We start from the raw sequence: 24,537 nt of genomic DNA on the forward strand, positions 1-24,537 counted from the left end.
CTAAAGTGGCGGTTCTGACAGGCACCGGCAGGTTTGCGCCAAAATGCTCCCTCTCACATCCGGCATAGTCGCCATCCTCGCCTACGACGGCCTTTGTACCTTTGAATTCGGCATAGCCGTGGAGATCTTCGGCCTGGCGCGGCCGGAGTTCGAATTCCCCTGGTACCAACATCGGATTCTTGCGGCGGATGCCGGCCCATTGCGAGCGATGGGCGGCATCCAGGTGCTCGCCGACGCTGGGCTGGATGGGCTGGACGAGGCCCACACGGTCGTGATTCCCGGCTGGCGCAGCCGCGAGCAAGCGCCTCCCGCCGCGCTGCTGGAGGCCCTGCGCCGGGCACAGCAGCGCGGCGCGCGCCTGCTGTCGATTTGCTCGGGTGTGTTCGTGCTGGCGGCGGCGGGCTTGCTGGATGGCAAGCGGGCCACCACCCACTGGCGCTACACGGCGGAGCTGGCGGCACGCTACCCGGGGATCGAAGTGGACCCTGACGTACTCTACGTGGACGCCGGCCAGATCATCACTTCCGCGGGCAGCGCCGCCGGGATCGACGCCTGCCTGCATCTGGTCAGTCGGGATTTCGGCACGGCGGTGGCCAACAGCGTGGCGCGTCGGCTGGTGATGGCGCCGCAGCGCGGTGGCGGGCAGTTGCAATTCATTCCGGCGCCAGTGGCTCAGGACGCTCGCAATGATCTGACTCCGGTGCTGGACTGGGCCAGACGGCACCTGCACCAGCCCATCACCGTAAGCAGCCTGGCCGAACGCGCCCTGATGAGCGAGCGCACCTTCCTGCGCCGGTTCAACGAAGCCACGGGGATGGCCCCCAAGGCCTGGTTGCAGCAGGCACGCCTGGCCCTGGCGCGTGAGCTGCTGGAAACCGGCAACCTGCCCCTCGAACGCCTGGCCGAGCGCTGCGGCTACGGCTCGATGGAAGCCTTCCGGCTGGCCTTTCGCAAGCACAGCGGGCTGGCGCCGTCGGCCTATCGCGCACGCTTCGGGCAAGTCTCGGTGACGTCCAGCGCGGCGCCGGCCTAAGGGGGTCCGAGGACTTTTCCAGGGAACGACCGCCTGGCATCGGCTGTCGGTTAGAACAGTAGCGGCGCTAAGCCGTGACGCTTTCAGGTTCCCTTAGGAGTAGACGATGAAGTTCCAAAAACAGGCCATGGCCGGCCTCTACCTGGCCACCTCGCTGTTCACCGCTCATGCCCTGGCAGCCGATGACAGCGCGCACAAGCATGACACAGGTGTGCACACCGAGATCCGTGACGGGGCCAATGAGACCCCTGAAAGCAACAAGGGCAAAGGTGGCGGCCTCCTTGACATGGGCCCGGTGAAACAACGGGCCGAAGACCAGAAGCCGGGCAAGTCGGAGAAGAAGTACGAGAACCAATACGAAACCGACCGCACCAAGAAGAAAGGCGAAGGCCAGTAAGGCCAGCGCGCCCTCAGGCGCGTCGCCTACCAGCTTCCACCCAACGCCACGATCAGTTCCACGCTGGTGACCAGTTGCGTACTGACCAGGCTCAGCAGGCTCTCCTGTTGGCTGAGCAAGGTAGCCTGGGTCGTGGCCACATCCAGGTAGTCGATTTTCCCGGCTTCGTATTGGTCGACCGTGACCCGGGCGGACTCGGCGGCAGCGGCGACAGCGCGGGTACGAGCGGCCAGTTCCGGCTCCTGGGTTCGCAGTTGCACCAGGTAATCCTCGACTTCGCCAAGGCCTGTCAACACGGTCTGTCGGTAGGCGGCGACCTGGGCCTCGTAGCTGGCCCGGGCCTGGTCCACGCTGGCACGGGTGGCACCGAAATCCAGCAGGTTGCCGGTCAACGAGGGTCCGATGGACCAGAAGCGGGTCGGGGCATTGAATAGCGTGCTCAGGCTGCTGGCCTGGTAGCCTGCGCTGGCGCTCAAGGTGAGGTCCGGGTAGTAGGCCGCCGTAGCGACGCCCACGGCGGCATTGGCGGCGGCCACTTCACGTTCGGCCGCGGCTATGTCCGGGCGACGCTCCAATAACTGGCTGGGGAGCGCCACCGGGATGGCCGGTATATGCCAGGCCCAGGCGTCCTGGCCGCCCGCCGGGCGTGCCGCCAGGCTGAATTCTGCCGGGGCCTTGCCGATCAGCAAGGCGATGGCGTGTTCATACTGGGCGCGCTGCCACTGGTAGTCGAGCAGCGTGGCCCGGGCGCTTTCAAGTTGGGTCTGGGCCTGGGCCAAGTCCGCTCGGGAGCTGATCTGCTCTTCGTATTTATTCTGCACCACCTTCAGGTATCGCTCGTAGGTCGACACCGTAGCCCGATACAGTTCCAGTTGCCGGTCGAGCAAACGCAGCTTGAAGTAATCCTGGGCCAACTCGGACTGCGCGCTCAAGGTCGCGGCAGCCAGGTCCGCGGCGCTGGCCTGGGCGCTGGCGCGGTTCTCTTCCAGCGTTCGCCGTAGCTTACCCCAGAGGTCCAGCTCCCAACTGGCGCTGAGCGTCGCCTGATGGGTATTGCCTGCCCCGGATTGGCCGGCCGTGCCGGAGGAGGTGCTGGCGCTTTCGCTGCGGGTGCTGGCCAGGGTCGCGTCCAGGCTGGGGAACAGCTCGGCCTTCGAAGCCCGGGCCAATGCCAGGGCTTGCTGATACTGGGCCTGGTACTGCGCCACGTTCTGATTGTTCAGCGCCACCTGGTCCATCAGGCCGTCCAGCTGGGCATCGTGATAGGCCGTCCACCAGCGCCCCTTGGGCTGATCATCCTTGGGCGCGGCGGCGGTCCAGCCGGCGGCCTCCTTGAAGGCCACCGGGGCGGCGGCGCTGGGGCGCTGGTAATCTGGCCCCACCATGCACCCGCCCAGCATGGCGAGCAGCAACAGTGAAGGGGCGAAACGGCAGAGGGCAGGCAACTTCATGAAAGACTCTCAGGGCCGAGGCGGCGGATTCGCAGATTCCACTGGCGGCGAGTGACGCGGCTCAAGCGGTCGAAATAGAGGTACAGCACAGGCGTGGTGAACAACGTCAGCAACTGGCTCAGCGCCAGGCCGCCGCAGATGGCCAGGCCCAGGGGACGCCGCAGGTCGGCATCGCCGCCGCTAGCCAGGGCCATGGGCAAGGCACCGAAGAACGCTGCCAGGGAGGTCATCAGGATCGGTCGCAGCCGTTGTCGGCAGGCCTCCACAATGGCTTGTTCGGGGCCCATGCGCAGCTGGCGCTCAGCGACAAGCGCAAAGTCGATCAGCATGATGGCGTTCTTCTTGACGATGCCGATCAGCAGGAGGATGCCGATCAAGGCAATGACCGTGAGCTGGGTACCGGTGATCTGCAGCAATAGCAGTGCCCCCAACCCGGCCGATGGCAAGGTGGACAGAATGGTCAGGGGGTGGATGTAACTTTCGTAGAGCACCCCTAGCACGATATAGACTGCGAGCAACGCGGCGAGAATCAGCCACGGCATGCTGCTGGCCAGCGAGGCGCTGGCGGCAGCCGTGCCAGAGTAGCTGCCGTGCACCTGGGACGGCAGGCCGATCTGTTGCAATGCTGCCTTGACCGCGGCCTGGGCGGTTTCGAGGGTGACCCCGTCGGCCAGGTTGAAGGCTACTGTGCTGGTCGCCGACTGCCCGGCGTGTGCGACGGACAAGGGCGCCTCGGCGCTGGCGAACCGGGCGATGGCGCTCAACGGTACTTGTGCGCCCTGGTCGTTGATCAGGTACAGCTCGCTGAGCACGCTGGGGTCCTGGCTGTAGCGGGCAGCCAGGTCCATGATCACGTAATACTGGTTCAGCGTGCGATAAACCGTGGCCACGTTGGCCTGGCTGAAGGCGTTGCCCAGGAAGCTGTCCAGATCATCCACGCTGACGCCGAGCCGGGACGCGGCAGCGCGGTCGATTTCCAGCATCACCTCCTGGCCGCCGGTCTGCGCGTCCGAATCCACCGAGGTCAGCTGGGGCAGGCGACGCAGCGCCTGCTCGACCTTGGGCGTCCAGGTCCGTAGCAGGGCCAGGTCATCGGCCTGGAGGCTGAACTGATAGGTGGCGTTGGCGCTGCGCCCCCCGATGTGCAGGTCTTCGATGGGCATGGCGAACATCTGGATGCCCGCATGCATGCTGTAGGCGTTGCTCAACCGGTTGGCGATCTGCTGCGCCGTCGCCTGTCGCTCGCTGAAATCCTTCAGGCGAATGAACAACTGCGCCGTATTGCGCGAGCCGAAGCCCCCGCTGCCGGTCGACGCCATGACCGCGGCCACGTCCGGATCCTTGGCCATGGCCTGGGAAATTTCCAGGATGTAGGGCTTCAGTGCCTGGTAGGAAATGTTCTGGTCGGCCCGGATGGCGCCCATCAGAACGCCTGTATCCTGGGCCGGGAAAAACCCCTTGGGCACTACCGTATAGAGGTAGAGATTCAAGACCAGTGTCAGCAAGAGACTGAACAGGGTCAGCAAGCGATGCCGCATGACCCAGCCAAGCGCGCTCAGGTAAAGCGCCTGCAGGTCATCCAGCACGGCTTCGATCGCCCGATACAGGCGTGGCGCTTGCTTGCCCGAGGGTGCCGGGCGCAGAAACGCCACGCAGAGCACCGGCGTGATGCTCAGGGACACCAGCATCGACAGGCCTAGGGCGATGCTCAGGGTTACGGCGAATTCGCGGAAAAGTCGCCCGACGATGCCGCCCATCGAAAGCAGAGGAATGAACACCGCTACCAGGGAGACCGTCATGGACAGCACGGTGAAACCCACTTCCCGAGTCCCCTGCAAGGCCGCCCGCAGGGGGCGCATGCCGCGCTCCTGGTAGGTGGCGATGTTTTCCAGCACGACTATGGCATCGTCCACCACAAAGCCCGTGGCGATGATCAGCGCCATCAGCGACAGGTTGTCCAGGCTGTACCCCAGCACGTACATGGTCGCGCAGGTACCGACCAGGGACACGGGCAAGGCCACCGCGGGAATGAGGGTCGCGCGCAGGTTGCGCAGGAACACGAACACCACGGCTACCACCAGCAGCACGGCGATCAGCAAGGTAACTTCCGTGTCGCGCAGCGATGCGCGAATGGTGGGCGAGCGGTCGATGACCTTCACCAGTTGCACATCGCCGGGCAGCATGGCTTGTAGCGCAGGCATGAGCGCGCTTACTGCGTCTATGGTGTCGAGCATGTTGGCCCCGGCCGAGCGGGTAACGCCGAGGGTCACCGAGGGCTGTCCGTTGTAGTACCCGGCCACATACACGTCTTCCACGGCGTCGTAGACCTTGGCGACGTCGCGCAGGTAAACAGCGGCGCCATTGTGGTAGCCCACCACCAGGCCTTGGTAGTCCGCTGCGCTCTCCAACTGCTGGTTGCCCTCGATGGCCCAGCTTTGCTCGCCCATTTGCAGCGCGCCCAGGGGCTTGTTGCGGGTGGCATTGCTCAAGGTATCGCTGACCTGCGCCAGGCTGATGCCCGCATGGCTGAGCGGCTGCGGCTGCACGTCCACCCGCACCGCCGGCAGCGAACCACCGCGCACCGACACCTGCCCTACCCCCTGCACCTGGGCGATCTTCTGCTGCAACAGGCTGGACGCCAGGTCGTACAACTGGCCGGCATCCCGGGTCGCCGAGGTCAACGCCAGCATGATCACCGGCCCATCGGAGGGGTTTGCCTTGCGGTAGGTCGGCAGCGATTTCATCGCGCTGGGAAGCAGGCTGCGAGCGGCGTTGATAGCCGCCTGCACGTCGCGGGCGGCACCGTTGATGTCACGGTCCAGATCGAACTGCAGAATGATGTTGGTCGAGCCCTGGCTACTGCTGGAGGTCATTTCGGTAACCCCGGCGATTTGCCCCAGGGTACGCTCCAACGGCGTGGCCACGGTCGCCGCCATGGTTTCCGGGCTGGCTCCGGACAAGCTGGCTTCCACCATTACGGTGGGGAAGTCCACCTGGGGCAGCGGCGCCACGGGTAGCAGGCCATAGCCCAACCCGCCGAGCAGCAGCAGGGCCAGGGTCAAGAGCACCGTGGCCACGGGCCTGGCGATGAACACGCGGCTCAGGTTCATGCCGTGCTCCGGACGCGCAGGCACCGTTGCAGTCTTTCAGCCAGGCCGTCGAAGGCCAGGTAGATCACCGGAGTTGTGAACAGGGTAAGCAGTTGGCTGAGCAGTAGCCCGCCAACGATGACCAAGCCCAGGGGCCGCCGCAGTTCCGCGCCCGCCCCGGTGGCGAACATCAGGGGCACTGCGCCGAGCAACGCTGCCATGGTGGTCATCAGGATCGGCCGCAAGCGCAACAGGCAGGCACGATGGATGGCGTCACGGGGGGTTAGCCCCTCCGCCCTGCCTTGCAAGGCGAAGTCGACCATCATGATGGCGTTCTTCTTGACGATGCCGATGAGCAGGATCACGCCGATCAGCGCGATGAGGGAGAAATCGCTGCCGCTGAGCAGCAACGCCAGCAGCGCGCCGATCGCCGCCGATGGCAGTGTCGAAAGGATGGTAAGCGGATGGATGTAGCTCTCATAAAGCACGCCCAGAACGATGTACATGGTCAAGAGCGCGGCCAGGATCAGCCAGAGCGTATTGGCCGATGCCTGCTGGAAAGACGCCGCCGCGCCTTGATAGCGCAGGGTCACGGACGCAGGCGCGTCCACCTGCTTGAGCGCTTCGGCCACGGCTTTCTGAGCATCTTCCAAGGAATGACCGTCAGCAAGGTTGAATGACACCGTCACCGCTGGAAACTGGCCCAGGCGATTCAACGACAGGGCGCCGGTGCGCTGGCTGATCCTGGCAATGCTGCTCAGCCGCACCAGGCTGGAACTGGCCGTGCCGCTGGAACTGGCAGTCGAGCTGCTCGTGCCGGAGCCGACGCTGTCGGTAGTGCTGGTAGTGGTCGAGCCGGACGTAGCGGTCGTGGTTGTGCTGGCAGTGCCGGCCGCCAGGTAGATCTGATCGAAGGCCGCCATGGATTGCTGGAACTTGCCGGGCACTTGCAGTACCACGCGGTACTGGTTGGCCTGGGTGAAGATGGTGGAGATGAGCCGCTGGCCAAAGGCGTTGTACAGGGCCGTGTTCACATCCGCGGCGGTGATGCCGAAGCGCGCCGCGGCCTGGCGGTCAAGGTCGACGTAGGCGACCAGGCCCTGGTCCTGAAGGTTATCGATGACATCCTTCAATTCCGGGCGTTGTTGCAGCGCGGCCATCAACTTGGGCAGCAAGACGGCCAGGCGAGCGCTGTCGGCGTCGTCCAGGGTGAACTGGTATTGGCTAGGCGTGAGCTGGTCGTCCACGCTCAGGTCCTGGGCCGCCACCATGTCCAGGCGGATGCCGGCCACCGCCCGGCTGGCCTGGGCCAGCCGGGCGATCACTTCGTTGGCACGCTCGTCTCGCTCGCTGAATGGCTTGAGCTGGATCTGCAGGCGCCCATTGTTCAGGGTCGCGTTGGTGCCATCCACGCCCAGGCTGGAAGATACCGAGGCCACGGCCGGGTCTCGGCTGACGACCTCGACCATCGCGGCCTGTCGGCGGGCCATCTCGCTGAAGGACACATCCTGGGAGGCCCGGGTGAAGCCTTGGATCAGCCCAGTGTCCTGATTCGGAAAGAAGCCTTTGGGCACGGCCAGGTAGAGCGCCGCGGTCAAAGCGAAGGTGCCGATGGCCACCAGCAAGGTCAGCCCTCGATGCGCCAGCACCCAGCCCAGGCCGCGGTCGTAGGCTTGAGTAAGACGGGTGAACTGATGTTCGCTCCAACGGGCGAAGCGGCCCTGCTGCTCAGGCTTGAGATGCTTGAGCAGGTAAGCGCAAAGCATCGGCGTCAGGGTAAGGGAAATCACCATGGACACCAGGATCGCCACGGCCAGGGTGATGGCGAACTCACGGAATAGCCGGCCTACCAGGTCCCCCATGAACAGCAGTGGGATCAGTACCGCCACCAGGGACAAGGTCAGCGAGATGATGGTGAAGCCGATCTCCCCAGACCCCTTCAACGCCGCCTGCATCGGGCTGTCGCCCTCTTCCAGGTGACGGGAAATGTTCTCCACCACCACGATGGCGTCGTCGATCACGAATCCGGTCGCGATGGTCAGCGCCATCAGGCTGAGGTTGTTCAGACTGAAACCGGCCAGGTACATCACCCCAAAGGTGCCGACCAGAGACAGCGGCACGGCGGCGCTGGGGATCAGGGTTGCGGTGATATTGCCCAGGAAAACGAAGGTCACCATCACCACCAGGGCGATGGACAGTACCAGTTCGAACTGCACGTCGTGAATGGACGCCCGGATCGTCTGGGTGCGGTCAGCCAGCACCTGCAGCTTCACACTGTCCGGCAGGGCTTGCTGCAGGCTCGGAAGTTGCGCCTGAATGGCATCGACCACCTGGATCACATTGGCCCCGGGCTGTCGTTGCACGTTGATCACGATGGCGGGCTGGCCGTTGGCGCTGGCGGCCAGGTAAGCGTTCTCACTGCCGTCTTCGGTGGTGGCCACGTCACGCAGGAAAAGGGCCGCGCCATTCTCGTACTTCAATACCAGGTCGCCATACTGCCGGGCATCGCGCAGCTGATCGTTGGCGTCGATGGTGATGGAATGGTCCGGCCCGTCGAAGCCGCCTTTGGAGCCGTTGACGTTGGCGTCATTGATGGTGTCGTAGAGGTCTTCCAGGGTCAGGCCGTGCGCCGCCAGTGCAGCCGGGTCGGCGTTGATGCGTACCGCGGGCTGATGCCCGCCAGCCAGGCTGACCAGGCCAACGCCCTTGATCTGGGACAGCTTCAGGGCTATCCGGGTATTGATCAGGTCCTGCACCTGGGTCAGCGGCAGGCTGTCGGAGGTGGCGGCCAGGGTGATCACCGCCGTATCGGCCGGGTTGACCTTCTTGTAGGTGGGCGGGTTGGGCAAGTCCGATGGCAAGAGGCTGTCGGCGGCATTGATGGCGGCTTGCACTTCCTGCTCGGCTTCATCGAGCGACAGGCTCAAGGCGAACTTGAGGTTTATCACCGAGGCGCCCGCCGAACTGGTGGAATACATCTGCTCCAGGCCCGCCATCTGGCCTAGCTGACGCTCCAGAGGAGCGGTCACCGATGTGGCCAGTACGGTCGCGCTGGCACCGGGATAGAGCGCGGTGACCTGAATGGTCGGGTAGTCCACTTCCGGCAGCGCAGAGGTAGACAACAAGCGATAGGCGAAGGCGCCGGCACAGAGCACGGCCAGCATCAACAGTACCGTGGCCACGGGCCTTTGAATGAACAGGCGTGACGGGTTCATGGACGCGCCTCGCTGCCGGCGACCTCGGTGGCATGTTCGACCGTGACCTGGATACCGTCGCGCAGATGATCGATGCCACGGGTGACCACCCGCTCGTTCGCGGTCACCCCCTCGAGGATCACGGTGCGATCTCCTGTCACCGGACCGCTGGTGATCGCACGGCGTACAACCTTGTCGCTGGTATCGAGTACGTAAACGAAGTTGCCACTGGCGCCCAGTTGTACGGCGGCCGAAGGTACGGTCACCGCCTGACTCAAGACCTGAGTGCGGACCTTCACGTTGACGAACTGGTTGGGATACAGCTTCTGGTCGGCATTGGAGAACCGGGCCTTGAGCTTGATGCTGCCGGTGGCGGTGTCGATCTCGTTGCTGATGAACTTAAGCTCGCCCGTGGCCAACGCTTGATCCTGCTGCGCATCCAGGGCCTGTACCGGCAAGGCCTGGCCAGCCCGCAGCTTGGGCAACAGTTCGGCCAACTGCGCCTGGGGCAGGCTGAAGGTCACGGCAATGGGGTCGGTTTGGGTCACGGTCACGATGCCAGTGGTGTCGCTGGCGTGCACCATGTTGCCAGGGTCCACCAGGCGCAGGCCGACGTAGCCGTCGATGGGCGAGACGATACGGGCGTACTCCAGGTCCAACCGGGCAGCGGCGATCTGCGCTTCGTCGGCCTGCACAGCGCCCTGGTATTGGCCCACGGTGGCGGCCTGGGTGTCCAGGTCCTGGCGGGCCAGGGAATCCTTGTCGAACAGCCGTTGGTAGCGGGCCAGGGTCAACTGGGCACTTTTGAGCAGGGCCCGGTTCTGCGCCAGGTCTCCTTGGTACTGGGCCAGGGTCGCCTGGTAACTTCGGGGGTCGATCTGGGCCAATAACTGGCCTTTTTTCACAGGCTGTCCTTCGGTGAAATACACCGCTTGCAGCTGGCCGTCCACCCGACTGGTAACAGTTACCGAGGCGTTGGCCACGACTGTGCCAAGGGCCGTCTGATAGACGGGGACGTCCTCACGCTGGGCCTGCCCCACCGCCACCGTCACCGCGGCGGAGCTGCCGCCGGCCATGCCTGGGCCACCCGGCCCGCCTGGAGCCGCGGGCGGGCCGCCCACCGGTGAGCTCTGGTTGCCATGCAGCGAGCGCCAGACACCCATGCCTAGGAACACTATGGCCACGGCGGCCGCTATGACAAAAAGAATGCGGAGGGTTCGCCTGGATCGTTCAGCCATCTGTTCCTGCTCTTGAAAAAAGCCCGCCGGACATGGCAAGGCACGGCGCAATGGTGGCCGACAAATGTGCAGGGAAAATGGAGTTTGCCCGCCGCACTTGAATCAGCCGGCTGGGGCGTCCTAAATAGCAGGGCCTTCACGATGCGTAGCACTCATGAAAATCAGCATTTCCAGCAAGCTTTTCCTTGCCGTGCTCGCCAGCGTCCTGCTGGTGATCGTCAGCATGGGCGCGGCCAGCAATTGGAGTTTTGCCCGTGGCTTCGTCGGCTATCTCAACGAGCTGGCAATGCAGCGGGTCGACGCCTTGGTGCCACGCATGGCTCAGGCCTATCTCGCTGAAGGCGGCAACTGGGACTTTATCCGCCACCACCCCCAGCGCTGGTTCGATCTGCTGCGGCCGGACCCCCTGGCGACCGCCGAAGAGCATGAAATGCGCATCCCGCCAGCCTCCGACCTTACAGGCACCGTGTTCCGCACGGCGCTACTCGACGCCCGGCATCAGCGGGTAGCCGGCTATCCCGCTATCGGTGACGACGCCTTGCTCGCGCCCATAGACGTGGCTGGCAGCACTGTCGGCTGGATAGCCGTGAGCCCTTTCCAGAGCGTGACCGAGGCTGGCGGCGAGCGCTTCCAGCAATACCAGCTGCGCACCAGTATTGCCATGGGCCTGGTGTCGTTGCTGCTCGCCATGCTCATCGCAGCCTGGATATCCCGCACCCTGCTGGCCCCGGTCAAGCGGGTGGCGGCGGCCACCCATCGCCTGGCGGCCGGCGAGTATCAGAGCCGAGTTTCCGTAAGGACCCAGGACGAAGTGGGCCGACTGGCCGCCGACTTCAATCACCTGGCTCATACCTTGGAGCGTAACGAGCAAGTGCGTCGGGAGTTCATGGCTGACGTGTCCCATGAGCTGCGTACGCCTCTGTCGATCCTCAGGGGTGAGCTGGAGGCCATCGAGGACGGCGTGCGCCGCCTGGACGCCGCATCGGTCAAATCCCTGCAAGGAGAGGTCGCCATGCTAAGCAAGCTGGTGGATGATTTGTATGAATTATCCCTCGCGGATGTGGGCGCCCTCGCCTACCGCAGGCAGCCCTGCGATCTGGCCCAGCTGGTGTCGCTGTGCGTTGGCAGCTTCCAGGAGCGCTATGCCGAACGGGGCATCGCGCTGACACTGACGTCGATTCCCGGGCCGCTGCGAGTGGAGGCCGACCCTGCACGGCTACAGCAGTTGCTGAATAACCTGCTGGAGAACAGCCTGCGCTACACAGACCGCGGCGGTGAGTTGCGCATCGGCCTCGCTCAGCAAGAGGCCCACTGGCGCCTGGACTTTCAGGATTCCGCGCCCGGCGTGACACCGGCGCAACTGGCCAGGCTGTTCGAGCGATTCTATCGAGGCGAAGGCTCTCGCAGTCGAGCCAGCGGCGGCGCCGGCCTGGGCCTGGCCATTTGCAACAGCATCGCCCAGGCCCATGGTGGCGAGCTGAGCGCTGCCCCATCGCCCCTGGGCGGGTTATGGCTGACGCTGCGCCTGCCGAAAGCGGTATAGGCGATGGAAGCGCCCATCCTGATCGTCGAGGACGAGCCCAAGTTGGCCGCGCTTCTGCGCGACTACCTTGAAGCCGCGGGCTTCCCTACCCTCTGCGTGGTCAACGGCCTGGATGCCGCGGCGGCGGTGCGTACCCATCGGCCGCGTCTCGTCCTGCTGGATTTGATGCTGCCCGGGCGCGACGGCCTGGAGGTGTGCCGGGACATCCGTTCGTTCAGCCCGGTGCCCATCATCATGCTTACCGCTCGGGTGGAGGAAAGCGACCGCCTGCAGGGGCTGGACCTTGGCGCCGACGACTACGTGTGCAAGCCCTTCAGCCCCCGTGAGGTGGTCGCCAGGGTGAAGGCCGTCCTACGCCGCGCGCCGTCGATTGCCAGCCCCACCCCCGGCGGCGCTCGCCTAGTGATCGACCGCGAGGCACACCAGGCCAGCTTCGACGGCGTGACGCTGGAATTGACCCGGGTAGAACTGCGCCTGCTGGATACCCTTTCCAGCGCGCCGGGGCGAGTGTTCTCCCGGGACCAATTGCTCGACCACCTGTATCCGGACCGGCGCATCGTGACCGACCGGACCGTGGACAGCCACGTGCGCAACCTGCGGCGCAAGCTGGCCCAGGCTTGCCCGGGGGATGACCCTATCCAGTCTTTATACGGCGTGGGTTACAAATGGGCCGCGGCTTTCTAGACACGGTGCTGTTGCGCGAAGGAAGCCGCCAGCAACTGCCGCAACACCCCCTCGAGTTCCGCCGCCTGGAATGGCTTGTGGATGACCGGCACACCCGGAAACTGAGCCTGGACCTCGGCGCCCGGGTTTCCAGAGACGAAGGCAAAGGGAACGCCTCGCGCCTGCAAGGTGCGGGCAACGCCGAACACCGGCTGGTGGTCCAGGTAGACATCCAGCAACGCCAGGTCGAAGTTACCGCTTTCAGCCAGCCACTGCCCTTGCTCCAGCGTATGGGCCAGGCGCACCCCCTCGCCCACTCCCACGGCGTCCAGCAGGGCTTCGACGAACATGCTGACCAGCGCGTCGTCTTCAACCACCAATACCCGCAGGTCATGTAGACGGTCATCGCCCCAGGGGGCGCCTGGTAATGTCATGTGCAGCACTCGTGCAAGTTGTGGAGATGAATCGTGGACGCTGGCGCCCTAACGCTACGGGGCCGCGCGCCATTTGTCGAGCGGGGCGATGACAAGACCCGCCAACGGCCCAGGGCCGTTGGCGATATGGATAGGATGAGCAGGCCAACGAAACGCTTTGGTCACAACCTGGCAATCGGCAGCGCTATGCTGATGATAACGCTGCCTTCATGAAGCCTTCAGTCGGCCCCAAGGTTTTCGTCGTCTCGACTCTGACGATCCTGCCGAGTAGTGGGTTGTGGGCGCGCGGCCTCGCCTGGCTTGCCGCCGCTGGAGCCGGTGATGCCGCTTCCGGCGTTTTCCGGGCGGCCGGGCAGGCCACGGGCGTCTTCGGGCCGGTCACGACGAGGCCACTGCCGGCCGCTGGTGTTATCGGATTTCATGGAAGTCTCCGGGGCTGAAGGTTTCGAAGGATTTGAAAACCTGAGGCCTCGGAGAGTTCTGTCCGCAATGCCCGCCTACTCGTAAAACGGCTCGACGGTCGTTCTTTCCCCAGCGAAGAAGGCATCAGCCACCACCCGCAGGGGCTGCACGTCCATGTCCTGGCCGCGTGCCTGGACCAGTTCGTGGAAATGCCGGTACAGCGCGGGGTACTCGCCCTCCTCCGACACCGCCACTGGCATGCCGTCGAGGGTGACAACGGCACCGCCCTGGTCAAGGCGCAGGGTGCCATCTTCGGCCTCCAGCTCAATGCGCCAGAGCTCGTCATGGCCATGATCGAAGTCCAGGTCCACGCTCACCGGCAACCCCTGGGTGTCACGCAAGGCCATGGTCGCGGCAATGGGGGCCTGGCAATTGGCGGGTACCCGCAGCTCGGCCTGTTGAATGAACAAGGACGTGGGCAGCAGCTCGGTCACGATGGACAAGGCATTGATGCCAGGGTCGAACACCCCCAGGCCTCCCGCGCGCCAGATCCATGTTTGCCCCGGGTGCCACTTGCGAACGCTTTCTTTCCACTGCACCCGCACCGCCTTGAGCGGCCGCCCCACGAGCCAGGCGCGAGCAGCCTCCACCCCCGGAGCGAACCGGGAATGCCAGGCGAACAGGCCGGCGAGCCTGGCGTCGCGGGCCTGGGCCACCAAGGCCATGGCCTCGCCCAGGCTAGCGCAAGGCGGTTTCTCCACCAACACGTGCTTGCCGGCCTTCAGAGCCTCATGGACAAGACCATAGCGCCCTTGCGGTGGCGTGCAGAAGGCGATGGCATCGAGACTCGGCTGCGACGCCAGCAGCTCGGTAAGGGTGCCGAAGTTGGGCACACCCGGGCAAGGCGCGCCCTGGGTCGCAACCCCCTCCAGGGAAAACATCGGGTTGGCGCGAATGGCAGGCAGGTGCTGGTCCTGGGCGATCTTGCCGTACCCCACCAGGCCAAGACGAATGGGCTGCATCGAACACTCCTGTTGTATTGTTGTAGAGAGCCAAGCCCGCCGATTGTAGGAGCCCGTGCAGCCGACGGATAGCTCCCGGGCGGAAAAGCCCTTTGCCAGCCGTCGCTGGCTTTCTTCAGGATCGCTTCAATAGCGAGGCTTGACCGCCTTCCAGTCCGGCTTGTAGCGCTGCATCTGACGCACGTCGTCCCTCTGTCGTATTCCGCAGCTCAGGAACTGGTCATGAAGTTTGCCCAGTTGATCATGATCAAGCTCCACTCCCAGCCCTGGCGCCTTGGTGATGCTCACGCAGCCATTGCGAATAGGCAGCTTACCGCCCTTGATCACTTCCTCGTCGGGTTCCTGCCAGGGGTAGTGAGTGTCGCAGGCGTAGTCCAGATTGGGGGTCGCGGCGGCCACGTGAGCCATGGCCATTAGGCTGATGCCAAGATGGGAGTTCGAATGCATGGAGACCCCCAGGCCGAAGGTAGCGCACAGTTTGGCCAGGTGCTGCGTATCGCGCAGGCCGCCCCAGTAATGGTGGTCGGCCAATACGATCTGCACGCTGTCGAGGGCAATGCTGCGGCGCAGCTCATCGAAATCGGTGACCACCATGTTGGTGGCCAGGGGCAGCCCGGTTCGGCGGTGCAGCTCAGCCATGCCGTCCAGGCCTGGCGTGGGGTCTTCGTAGTACTGCAGGTCATCGCCGAGCAGCTCTGCCATGCGCAACGCGGTGTCCAAGGACCAATTGCCGTTGGGGTCGATGCGCAAGGGATGACCGGGGAACGCACGCTTGAGGGCCTTGATGCAGGCCACTTCATGCTCAGGGGCCAGGGCGCCGGCCTTGAGCTTGATGCTCTGGAAGCCATAGGCTTCGATCATGCGTCCGGCCTGTGCCACGATCTGGGCTTCGCTCAGGGCCTCGCCCCAGCTGTCCGCCGGATAGGGGCTGTCCACATGCTGGGCGTATTTGAAGAACAGGTAGGCGCTGAACGGCACCTGGTCACGAACCGCGCCACCGAGAAGGTCCACCAGCGGGCGGTTCAACGAGCGTGCCTGCAGATCCAGGAAGGCCACTTCGAACGCGGAATAGGCATTGCTCACGGCCTTGCTGGCATGTGAACCGGGTGCCAGCTCGGCGCCTGCCAGGCTCGCTGGCTTGTGGGCCGCCACCGTGCCTTGCACGATCCGGCGCAGGGCGGCAAGGTCGAAGGGGTCCAGGCCGATCAACTGTTCGCGCACCGCCTGCTGGATAGCCAGGGCCGGCGCGTCGCCGTAGCTTTCGCCCAGGCCTACGTAGCCATTGTCGCTTTCAACCTCGATGATCGAGCGCAACGCCCAGGGTTCATGGATGCCGCTGGCATTGAGCAGTGGTGGATCGCGAAAGGCGATAGGGGTGACGGTGACACGGATGATCTTCAAGGTGGGTACTCCCTTCGAGATATCAAGCATTGGCTTCAGGCGGTGGCGGCTTCGGGCTTGTTCCGGCCCACGGGCTGTTGGCCGGGGCCGGGTCTGCCTCGGGCGAACATCACCACCACGGCCGCCAGTACCGAGGTGAGCGCTAGCCCGTACAGGCCACCCTGGATGGAGCCTGTGGTCTGTTCAAGGAAGCCGAAGGCGGTGGGTGCCACGAAGCCACCCAGGTTGCCGATGGAGTTGATCAGGGCAATGACCGCCGCGGCGATGCGGGCATCCAGATAGCCTTGGGGCAGAGGCCAGAAAAGCGCCGAGGCTGCCTTGAAACCGATGGCGGCGAAACAGATGGCCACGAAGGCGAACACAGGCCCGCCGGTGGTTGACATGAACATGCCGAGAGCGGCGATCAGCAGCGTCAGCGCGCACCAGGCCTGCTGATGCCGCCATTTGCTCGCCAGCGCGGCGAAGCCATACATGGCGACGATGGAAATCAGCCAGGGAATGGCATTGAGCAGGCCCACCTGGAAATCTCCCAGGCTGCCCATCTTCTTGATCATGCTGGGCAGCCAGAACGTAGCGCCATAAATGGTCAAGGCCACGGAAAAATAGATGAAGCAGAAGAGCAGGATCTGCCGGTCCGCCAGCAGGCGCCACACGGACGGGCGCCCGCCCCGTTCCGCCTCGCGGGCCGCCTGCTCGGCGGCGATGGTGCTGATCAACGCTTCTTTCTCTTGCGCGCTGAGCCATTTGGCCTCGTGGGGGTGGGATTGCAGGTACAGCCAGACGAAGGCGCACAGGACTACCGAGGCGAAACCTTCGATGAGGAACATCCATTGCCAGCTATGCAGCCAGGGTAGGCCCAGGCTCAGCAGCCCGCCTGACACCGGCCCGGAAATCACCGACGCAATGGCTGAACCGCTGAGAAACACGGCCATGGCCTTGCCTCGCTCGGAACCTGGTAGCCACTGCGTGAAGTAGTAGATGATGCCTGGGAAGAAGCCGGCCTCGGCCGCGCCGAGGATGAATCGCAATACATAGAAACTGGTTTCGCCTTTCACGAACGCCATGGCCATGGCCGCCACGCCCCAGGTGAGCATGATCCGAGCCAGCCAGGCGCGGGCACCGTAGCGTTGCAGCAGCAGGTTCGACGGAACTTCGAACAGGGCATAACCGATGAAGAACAGCCCGGCCCCCAGTCCATAGGCAGCCGCGCCTATGCCCAGGTCGGCTTCCATGTGGCTGCGTACAAAACCGATGTTCACTCGATCGATATAGTTGACGATGAACATCACCACGAAAAGCGGCAATACATGACGCTTTACCTTGCTCGCCGCCCGGGCGAGCGCCTCTGGCGAAACGGCATTGAGGGACTGGTTCACTGGCATCTCCCGCTATTGTTCTTTTGGTCGCAAGGCAGCTTGCTGGGGCTGTGGGAAGATGATGGACGCCTGTATTGTTGCGGTCTAATCTAGTTTTGCTAGCCATTGATACCTGGAATGAATCAGTGTTCGAACTTGCCCAGCTTCGCTGCTTTGCCGCGGTAGCCTCTGAATTGAATTTCCGCCGCGCGGCGGAGCGCCTGAACATGACCCAGCCACCTTTGAGCCGGCAGATCCAGCTGCTGGAGCATCAACTAGGGGTGGCCCTTCTTACCCGCAACACGCGCAGCGTGGCGCTGACCGCCGCGGGGCGGGCCTTCTTCGTGGAAGCCCAGAGCTTGCTGGAGCGCGCGGAAATGGCGGCGGTGTCCGCGCGACGATTCGCCGCCGGAGACATTGGCTCGGTCACCATCGGTTTCGTGGGCAGCGCGGTCTATGAATTTCTTCCCAAGGTGATCACCGAAGCCCGTGAGCAGCAGCCTAATGTGAACATTGCTCTCACGGAAATGAACACCGCGCAGCAGCACGAGGCGCTACGGGCCCGCCGTATCGACCTGGGGATTGCCCGGGCACCCTTCCATGAGCCTGGCTTTGCCAGCGAGCGTCTGGTGCGCGAGCCTTTCGTGCTGGCGCTGCCGGCCGGGCACCCGTTGGCCGCGCGTGCTCGAGTGGAGGTGCAGGACCTCCACGGGAAGGCCTTCCTGATGTACTCCCATGCCGCCTATGCCCCTTTCAACGAACTCCTGACCGGGATGTTCCGATCCGCCGGGGTCACGCCCAACTATGTGCAGTGGCTGGGCTCATCCCTGACCATTCTGGCCTTGGTGAACGCGGGCATGGGCTTGGCCCTGGTGCCCCGTTGCGCCACTACCGTGGTGTTCAAGGAGGTGGTGTTCAAGGCCATGCAACTGGGTGAGGGGGTGCAGAGCGAGCTGCATCTGGTCTGGCGCGCGGACAACGATAATCCGGCCTGCCAGATGCTGCTCGAAGCGATACGCGGGGCGGTGGAGACGGACGCCATGTAGCGGGGACAGCCCCGTTCGGGAGCTTCGCCCCACTCCTACAAGGGTGTGCAGTCCAGTGTAGGAGACGGACGCCGTGTAACGGACGCCGTGTAGCGGGCGCAGCCGCGGGGCTGAGCTCGCGCGGGCCCGGTGTCTACAGACTGAACCGCTTGACCAGCCCATTGAGGTCAGTGGCCAGACGGGCCAGCTCATGGGTGGCGACGCTGGTTTGTTGTGCCCCGGTGGCGGTCTGGATCGATAGATCGCGGATGCTCACCAGGCTGCGATCCACTTCGCGGGCCACCTGAGCCTGTTCCTCGGAGGCGCTGGCGATCAGCATGTTTCGGTCGTTGATGCTGGCCACGGCCTCGGTGATGGTCGCCAGGGCCTGGCCGGCGGCATTGGCCTTCTCCATGGTGGTCCGGGCGCGGTCTGCGCTGTGCTGCAAGGCATCTACGGTCAGGCCTGTGCCCTGCTGGATGCTTCCGATCATGGTTTCGATTTCACGGGTGGATTCCCCGGTGCGGTGGGCCAGCGCGCGGACTTCATCGGCCACCACCGCGAAGCCACGGCCCGCATCGCCTGCCCTGGCCGCCTCGATGGCAGCGTTCAGGGCCAGCAGGTTGGTCTGTTCAGCCACGGCGCGGATCACGTCCAGCACGGTGCTGATGCTTCGGGTCTGTACGGCCAGGGCCGCCGCGCGGTCAGAGGCGCTCATGACGTCATCGGTCAAAGACTGGATCGAAGCGATGGCATCGGTCAACTGGCCACGGCCCAGATCCGCGGAACGGCTGGACGCTTGGGAGGCTTCAGAGGTGGAGACTGCGTTGGAAGCCACTTCCTCGACGGCCGCGGTCATCTGATTGACGGCCGTGGCCGCCTGCTCGATCTCCGCATTCTGGCGCTGCATACCGCGGGTGCTCTCTTCCATCACCGCGCTCATCTGTTCCGCGGCAGCCGAGAGTTGCTGAGAGGATTCGCCAATCTGCCCGATCGTCTGGCGCAGGTTGGCCTGCATGCTGCCCAGCGAGGCGAACAGCTGGGTGGCCTCGTCCTGGCCGTCACGCTGGACCGCACCGGTAAGATCGCCCTGGGCAATGCGGTCGGCGAAGCCCATGGCCTGGCGCAGCGGCCCGATGATACTGCGGGTGAGCACCAGTGCCAGTACCAGGGTCGTGGCCAGCGCCACCAGAATGGCGCCGATGATCACACCTCGGGCGCGACCGTAGGCGGCGTCGGAATAGGCGGCGGCCTGCTGGGCGCCTACCTGGTTGTAATCGCGAAGGTCGGCCAGTTTCTGGTTGAGTACCGGGCCAAGGCCCGCCAGGGCCTGGTTGATCGGGCCCATGACGCTGTCAGGCGCGCTGCTGGCGATACTCCGCTGACGCTCATCCAGTTTGCTTGCATACTGGCCAAAGGTATCGCGTGCCGCGTTGAACACCTCACGCTCCTGCGGGCTGGCAATCAGCGCTTCATACTGTTGCAGGCCACGCTTGATGTCCTGGATCGAGGCATTTACCAGTTCATCGCTCTTGCGGTAGGTTTCCGGATCCTTGAAAGCGAGCTGGCGCAGGGATTCGACCCGGATGCGCGCAAAGCTTAGGGCGATGTTGTCCGCCGTGGCCTGGCTTTTCATCCAATGGTTCTCGACCGTGGCGCCGGAAGCCCGGATCGTCGCCATCTGGAACAGGCTGAAAATGCCGACTCCCGCCAAGAGCATGGCTACAAGGGCGAAGAACAGCAGGGTCCGGTGGGCGATCTTTATTTTTCTTAGCATGGTGAGGGTCCTGATAGGCGACAGGCGCAGGCCGGGTCCGATATTGCTGTATCGGCGCGACGGGCATGAACTTGAACGCAACCTTCAACCGCCGCCGTCATTCCTTGGGCAGGCGAATGCCCCACTGGGCATACACCAGCCTGGCATAGGCGGCCCTGGCCGGGGGGGCCAGGTCGCGTGCATAGAGGGCGGCCACCTCGGCGCGGATATGCGGAATGGTGCGGTCGATGCTGGCGATCACGGCTTGCCCGAGGCGGCTGCGCGAGCAGGCAAAATAACCAAAGATGGCTGCCGGGGCCCCTTGCAGGGGATAGGCGCGCAGCGGCCGCGGCACGCCGCTCTCCTGCTTGGACAAGTAGGTGATTTCCCCAGGGTAGGCCAGCACGCCATCGATAGTCCGGTCGTGAGCCATGAGCATGTTGATCAGGCCGCGCAGTTGGTCCTTGGAATAACGCCGGTACACCGGCCCGCGCTCGCCGTAGCTGTCGATCACCTGATCCAGCGTGGCACCGTAGCGGCGACCGCCCAGTACGCCGAGGCGGAAGGTACCGGTATCCAGCAGCCCGCGCAGGTCCACGGCGCCATTCTCCTGGGCCAGGGCCGCATGCCCGGCAGAGATGAACAGCTGTACCGGCAGCATCATCAGGTAAGGTTCGCTGAACGTCATGAAACGTTCGCGCTCAGGCGTTTTGAGGAAGCCTGCAAAGCACACATTTTCCCGGTTCTTCATTTCCTGTTCGATGCGCTGGTAGTTGGGCGGCACGGCTTGCAGCACATGTTCGTAGCCAGGCAGGTTCGCCACGGCGACGCCCTGGGCGTAGTCGCCCACGCCATGTTCAGGCCCCGACACCATGAACAGCGGCGGGAAGTCGATAGTCATCCAGCGGAGCGTGGGCTGTTCCGTAGGCGCCTCGATGGCCATGGCGATGCCTTGGACCAGGCATAACAGCCAGGGTAGCAAGCGACGCTTGGCGCGCATGAGAAATTGTTCCAAGACCTGTTCCGCTATCAGCCTAGGTGGCGTCTCACCCAAATACCAGCCTTTGAGCAGAGCACCGCCGGTGCACACGCCAGGCACTTGTCTAAAGTTCGATGTATCAGCGCCGATACCCTGCTCGCCGGGTCAACGCCTGCTGCCGGACGGAGCGCTGCATGCACGAAATTCCTACTCACTATGCCAACCTGCATGTCGCGCGCAATGCTCCAGCGGAAGTCATTCGCGCCGCGTACAAGACGCTCATGCAAAAACATCATCCTGACCGTCATCCGCAAGACCCTGAGGCCGAGCGGGTGGTTCGTCTGTTGAACGAAGCTTATGCGGTGCTCAACGACCCCCAGCAACGCGCCCTGCACGACGCCTGGATCGCTGCCCAGAAAGAACTACGCTTACGGGCCCAGCTTGAACAACTGCGTCAGGTGCCCTCGCGCACCGGGCCGCGCGCGCCCTGTGCCAAGCGCTGGCTCTGGATCGCATTGGCCGTGGCGCTGGCCTTTGCGCTAGGCATGGGACTGGCCTGGGCATTGACCAGCGCGGTTCATACCCCGCCTGCTGCCACCTGGCGGCGTTGAAACCTGGTCAGGAATTATCGCCCTAGAGGTGGGTCTATGGACTTTATCGGGAGTGGGCGGCCACTTGGCCGCCACACTTAATGTCGAATGCAAGGTAAAGAGGACCTCGGATAATGGCGAACTCCCCTCTGGACAGCCTTCACACACCCACTTGGCGAAACATGCTCGACAATCTGCAGAAGGCCTCGGATTTCCTCGAGATACGGGAAAGCGCGGCCCGTGCCAATGGCTACCTGCGCTGCCTGACGGATTTCGGGCTGGTCAACCTCGGCCAGCACAAGGCAATGGCTGAGCGTATCGATACAGCTTCCCAGCAGCGCATGGAAGCGCTGCGCCATGCCGCGGCGGGCTCGGCTGACCCTTGGTAGTTCTGTGATCGGCGCAGGCTGAGCCTACGCGTTCATATAAGGCCATCGAGCTCAGACCGTGGGCACACCCGCCAAGGCACGCGCCCGGAGGCTTCTCGGCAGTGCCAGGCCTGCAGGTAGAAACGGTCCTCGACCTGCTCCACTCCGCGAAGGATGAAACCCAGGGTTGCCATACCTCCAAGCTCGACATCGTAGAGAGGGGGAAAAAGCGCCTCCTCATGGGCGCTCGAGGTACGCAGACTTGCCGCCAGCGACCAGCGCCCCAAGGGCCCCCATTGCGCCGGCTGCACCTGCACATCGCCTCGCACCCCCTCCTCCGCCCGAATGGCCTTGAGATCCTTGGGTACGCCCAGTACGTACATTTGAGTAATCTGGTAATACATGGGCTCGCCCGATACTGTATGCATGGACAGTATTTTTGCCGAGCCTGGGTTTGAGTGCAAAGCTATTCGTCGGATGAAGCAACGCCTGCCCCGAGAAAGCCAAGCGTCGGAATAAGCTGGATGCGCTCAACCAGCGCTATGACTGGGTGCACTATTGCGGATCCATTTCTTCAGCCGGGAATCCATGATCGCTCTTCTTTCACGCTTCATTTCCCCTTTAAAGAACCGCTGCGATACGCCGATAAGTGGAATAACAAAAGGGGACAATGAATCATGCGCAGCACTCATCACCACACAGTTTCAATGCAAAGGCCGCAGACTTTCATGCGCGCCGACCGCCTCCTGCTGGCAAGCACCTGTGCCGCCGTGTGCGGCTGGGCCGTTACCCTGGCCTGGCTGTGGATGGCCTGAACCATGGGGCTGTCGCGTGGCCAATGGCTTTCGTTGCTCGCTTGCGCAAGCGCCTGTCTGTTGCTGGATGCCGAATTGTGGCGTCACCTGGCAGCCTGATACCGCAAGCGCTGTCTATTACCCGCCAACCTGCTTCTCTTATACGGCCTTTAGAACGTCTGCCCCAGGGAGAACTGGAACACCTGGGTTTCAGCCCCTTCGGGCTTCTTCACCGGAAGCGCCAGGCTGAAGCTCAACGGCCCTAGGGCGGAGTACCAGGTCACGCCCACGCCCAGGGACGCGGCCATTTCGCTGAAGTCCACGCCGCCGCAGCTTTGCGTGGTGCTCAGGTAGCATTTGCTGCTGAACACGCTGCCACCATCCATGAAAAGGCTAGTGCGTACGGACTTCTGGTCCTTCACGAATGGCAGCGGGAACAAGTACTCCACGCCGCCGGTGATCATGATGTTGCCGCCCAGGGCATCGGTATCTCGGTCGCTGTAGTAGGCCTGGCCCATGCTGCTGTAAGCGCCGGTGGCCGGGGTGCTGCGCGCGCCCAGGGTACTGTCCTTGAAGCCCCGAACCGAGCTCAGCCCGCCGGCCAGGTAGTTCTCGTAGAATGGCAGGCCGTCGGTGCCGCCGTAGCCATTGCCGTACCCTAGCTTGGTATGGAAGCGTACGGCCCGGTTGTCGCCCAACGGGGCGAATACCTGGCCTGAGTAGTCCACTTTGTAGAACTGCAGGTCGCTGCCCGGCAGGGTGCTCATCAGCGTCAGGTTCTGGGAGTAGCCCTTGGTCGGCAGGGTGCCGCGATTCAGGGCCGATTGGGACCATCCCACCGTCGCCTTGAAGTTGGTGAACTCGCTGCCCTCGCGCTGCACGAAGTCGTACAGCTCATCCGCGCTGTAGGTGCCCAGGTCGATGGCGTCATGCTGCACCGACACGCCATAGCTCAGGCGGGACGTTTCGCTGATGGGATAGCCGAGCGTGATGCCAGTGCCCAGGCTATTGATGGAGTAATAGGACACATCGTCATCATCGTACAGCTTGCTGTAGTCAGTGCTCTTGTAGAACACGTTGTAGCCCAAGCTGACGCCGTCCGGCGTGAAATACGGGTTGGTGAAGCCGAAGTTGTAGCTGCTCTGGTATTCAGAGCGGGTGAGGCCGATGCTTACTTGATTGCCGGTGCCCAGGAAGTTGCTCTGGCTGATGGAGCCGCCCAGGATCAGGCCCGCGCTCTGGGCGAAGCCCACGCTGGCGGTGATCGAGCCGGAGGGTTGTTCCTCCACCGAGTAGTTCACGTCCACCTGGTCGTCGGTGCCGGGCACCGCCGGGGTTTCCACGTTCACTTCCTTGAAATAGCCCAGGCGCTCCAGGCGCGTCTTGGACTGGTCGATCAGGTAGGTCGAAGCCCAGCCGCCTTCCATCTGGCGCATTTCACGGCGCAATACCTGGTCTTCGGTCTTGGTGTTGCCGCGGAAATTGATGCGGTTCACGTAGGCACGCTTGCCGGGGTCCACGGCGAAGGTGATGTCCACGGTGTGGTCGTCGTCATGAGGCTGGGGCACGCCGTTGACGTTGGCGAAGGTGTAGCCCTCGTTGCCCAGGCGGCGGGTGATCAGGTCGGAGGTGGAGGTCATCACCTTGCGCGAGAACACCTGGCCGGGCTTGACCAGCAACAGGTCGCGGATCTGTTGCTCGGGCACCTTCAGGTCGCCGGACAGCATGACCTCGCGCACCTTGTACTTCTCACCTTCGTTGATATTGATGGTGATGTAGACGTGCTTCTTGTCCGGGGTGATG

Annotated in this window: 20 protein-coding genes and 1 pseudogene; 7 read left to right on the top strand and 14 right to left on the bottom strand. The window is 63.9% G+C overall.

Annotated elements, in window-relative coordinates; translation table 11 throughout:
• The first annotated feature begins 43 nt into the window (after window positions 1–43).
• Both ftrA and ACP691_RS09265 read left to right on the top strand, forming a co-directional pair.
• On the top strand, window positions 44–1,033 hold the full coding sequence (gene ftrA, locus ACP691_RS09260; protein WP_426199597.1) for a transcriptional regulator FtrA: 990 nt from the start codon (window positions 44–46) through the stop codon (window positions 1,031–1,033).
• A 106-nt stretch (window positions 1,034–1,139) separates the two neighbouring features.
• A complete protein-coding gene (locus tag ACP691_RS09265; RefSeq protein ID WP_040263483.1) occupies window positions 1,140–1,430 on the top strand; it encodes a hypothetical protein in 291 nt (96 codons plus the stop codon).
• 26 nt (window positions 1,431–1,456) lie between these two features.
• Here ACP691_RS09265 and ACP691_RS09270 read toward each other — a convergent pair whose 3' ends face one another.
• Genes ACP691_RS09270 through ACP691_RS09285 form a run of 4 tightly spaced genes read right to left on the bottom strand, consistent with a single transcriptional unit; the run spans window position 1,457 to window position 10,402 of the window.
• Window positions 1,457–2,881 (bottom strand): efflux transporter outer membrane subunit, encoded by a 1,425-nt coding sequence (locus tag ACP691_RS09270; RefSeq protein WP_426199599.1) that lies wholly within the window; start codon window positions 2,879–2,881, stop codon window positions 1,457–1,459.
• Window positions 2,878–5,991: an efflux RND transporter permease subunit gene (locus ACP691_RS09275; protein ID WP_426199601.1), complete on the bottom strand. Its 3,114-nt coding sequence runs from the start codon at window positions 5,989–5,991 to the stop codon at window positions 2,878–2,880. Before ACP691_RS09275 ends, ACP691_RS09270 begins: the two co-directional genes overlap by 4 nt.
• The gene (locus ACP691_RS09280) at window positions 5,988–9,185 is read right to left on the bottom strand and encodes an efflux RND transporter permease subunit (protein ID WP_426199602.1); all 3,198 of its coding nucleotides are present in this window, start codon (window positions 9,183–9,185) and stop codon (window positions 5,988–5,990) included. The genes ACP691_RS09275 and ACP691_RS09280 overlap by 4 nt, the downstream gene beginning before the upstream one ends.
• Window positions 9,182–10,402, bottom strand: a complete 1,221-nt coding sequence (locus ACP691_RS09285) for an MdtA/MuxA family multidrug efflux RND transporter periplasmic adaptor subunit (protein ID WP_426199604.1) — start codon at window positions 10,400–10,402, stop codon at window positions 9,182–9,184. The genes ACP691_RS09280 and ACP691_RS09285 overlap by 4 nt, the downstream gene beginning before the upstream one ends.
• A gap of 154 nt (window positions 10,403–10,556) precedes the next feature.
• On the opposite strand from ACP691_RS09285, the gene baeS reads away from it, so the two are divergent.
• Both baeS and ACP691_RS09295 read left to right on the top strand, forming a co-directional pair.
• A complete protein-coding gene (gene baeS, locus ACP691_RS09290; protein ID WP_426199605.1) occupies window positions 10,557–11,945 on the top strand; it encodes a sensor histidine kinase efflux regulator BaeS in 1,389 nt (462 codons plus the stop codon).
• A gap of 3 nt (window positions 11,946–11,948) precedes the next feature.
• Window positions 11,949–12,629, top strand: a complete 681-nt coding sequence (locus ACP691_RS09295) for a response regulator (RefSeq protein WP_426199607.1) — start codon at window positions 11,949–11,951, stop codon at window positions 12,627–12,629.
• Here the strand turns inward: ACP691_RS09295 and ACP691_RS09300 are convergent.
• The 5 genes from ACP691_RS09300 to ACP691_RS09320 form a co-directional block, all read right to left on the bottom strand.
• Window positions 12,626–13,042, bottom strand: coding sequence for a response regulator (locus ACP691_RS09300; protein WP_426199609.1), 417 nt, complete (start codon window positions 13,040–13,042; stop codon window positions 12,626–12,628). The two genes, ACP691_RS09295 and ACP691_RS09300, sit on opposite strands and share 4 nt — an antisense overlap.
• 218 nt (window positions 13,043–13,260) lie before the next feature.
• Window positions 13,261–13,464: a hypothetical protein gene (locus ACP691_RS09305; protein ID WP_426154324.1), complete on the bottom strand. Its 204-nt coding sequence runs from the start codon at window positions 13,462–13,464 to the stop codon at window positions 13,261–13,263.
• A gap of 75 nt (window positions 13,465–13,539) precedes the next feature.
• Window positions 13,540–14,466, bottom strand: a complete 927-nt coding sequence (locus ACP691_RS09310) for a Gfo/Idh/MocA family protein (RefSeq protein WP_426154322.1) — start codon at window positions 14,464–14,466, stop codon at window positions 13,540–13,542.
• A 126-nt stretch (window positions 14,467–14,592) separates the two neighbouring features.
• Complete coding sequence (locus ACP691_RS09315) at window positions 14,593–15,867, bottom strand: glucarate dehydratase family protein (protein ID WP_426154320.1); 1,275 nt, start codon at window positions 15,865–15,867, stop codon at window positions 14,593–14,595.
• A 35-nt stretch (window positions 15,868–15,902) separates the two neighbouring features.
• On the bottom strand, window positions 15,903–17,249 hold the full coding sequence (locus ACP691_RS09320; RefSeq protein ID WP_426199611.1) for an MFS transporter: 1,347 nt from the start codon (window positions 17,247–17,249) through the stop codon (window positions 15,903–15,905).
• 119 nt (window positions 17,250–17,368) lie between these two features.
• On the opposite strand from ACP691_RS09320, the gene ACP691_RS09325 reads away from it, so the two are divergent.
• Window positions 17,369–18,268, top strand: a complete 900-nt coding sequence (locus ACP691_RS09325; protein ID WP_426154316.1) for a LysR family transcriptional regulator — start codon at window positions 17,369–17,371, stop codon at window positions 18,266–18,268.
• 133 nt (window positions 18,269–18,401) lie between these two features.
• On the opposite strand, the gene ACP691_RS09330 is transcribed toward ACP691_RS09325, so the two are convergent.
• The 3 genes and pseudogenes from ACP691_RS09330 to ACP691_RS09340 all read right to left on the bottom strand — a co-directional run bounded on the left by ACP691_RS09330 (window position 18,402) and on the right by ACP691_RS09340 (window position 21,018).
• Window positions 18,402–19,265: a methyl-accepting chemotaxis protein gene (locus tag ACP691_RS09330; RefSeq protein WP_426199675.1), complete on the bottom strand. Its 864-nt coding sequence runs from the start codon at window positions 19,263–19,265 to the stop codon at window positions 18,402–18,404.
• Window positions 19,257–20,024, bottom strand: a pseudogene (locus ACP691_RS09335) (MCP four helix bundle domain-containing protein); the annotation flags it as partial. The pseudogene ACP691_RS09335 and the gene ACP691_RS09330, both read right to left, overlap by 9 nt.
• Window positions 20,025–20,121: 97 nt before the next feature.
• Entirely contained in the window at window positions 20,122–21,018 is an 897-nt protein-coding gene (locus ACP691_RS09340) for a TIGR02285 family protein (RefSeq protein WP_426154314.1), read from the bottom strand.
• 158 nt (window positions 21,019–21,176) lie between these two features.
• On the opposite strand from ACP691_RS09340, the gene ACP691_RS09345 reads away from it, so the two are divergent.
• Window positions 21,177–21,593, top strand: coding sequence for a J domain-containing protein (locus ACP691_RS09345; RefSeq protein WP_426154312.1), 417 nt, complete (start codon window positions 21,177–21,179; stop codon window positions 21,591–21,593).
• 113 nt (window positions 21,594–21,706) lie between these two features.
• Entirely contained in the window at window positions 21,707–21,961 is a 255-nt protein-coding gene (locus ACP691_RS09350; protein ID WP_426154310.1) for a hypothetical protein, read from the top strand.
• Window positions 21,962–21,993: 32 nt separating this feature from the next.
• Here ACP691_RS09350 and ACP691_RS09355 read toward each other — a convergent pair whose 3' ends face one another.
• The gene (locus ACP691_RS09355; protein ID WP_426154308.1) at window positions 21,994–22,368 is read right to left on the bottom strand and encodes a hypothetical protein; all 375 of its coding nucleotides are present in this window, start codon (window positions 22,366–22,368) and stop codon (window positions 21,994–21,996) included.
• A 536-nt stretch (window positions 22,369–22,904) separates the two neighbouring features.
• Window positions 22,905–24,537, bottom strand: a 1,633-nt coding sequence (bamA, locus tag ACP691_RS09360) for an outer membrane protein assembly factor BamA (RefSeq protein ID WP_426199613.1), incomplete at its 5' end; no start/stop codon positions are given.

Source organism: Pseudomonas sp. DC3200b2, from assembly GCF_049895785.1.
Lineage (GTDB): Bacteria > Pseudomonadota > Gammaproteobacteria > Pseudomonadales > Pseudomonadaceae > Aquipseudomonas > Aquipseudomonas massiliensis.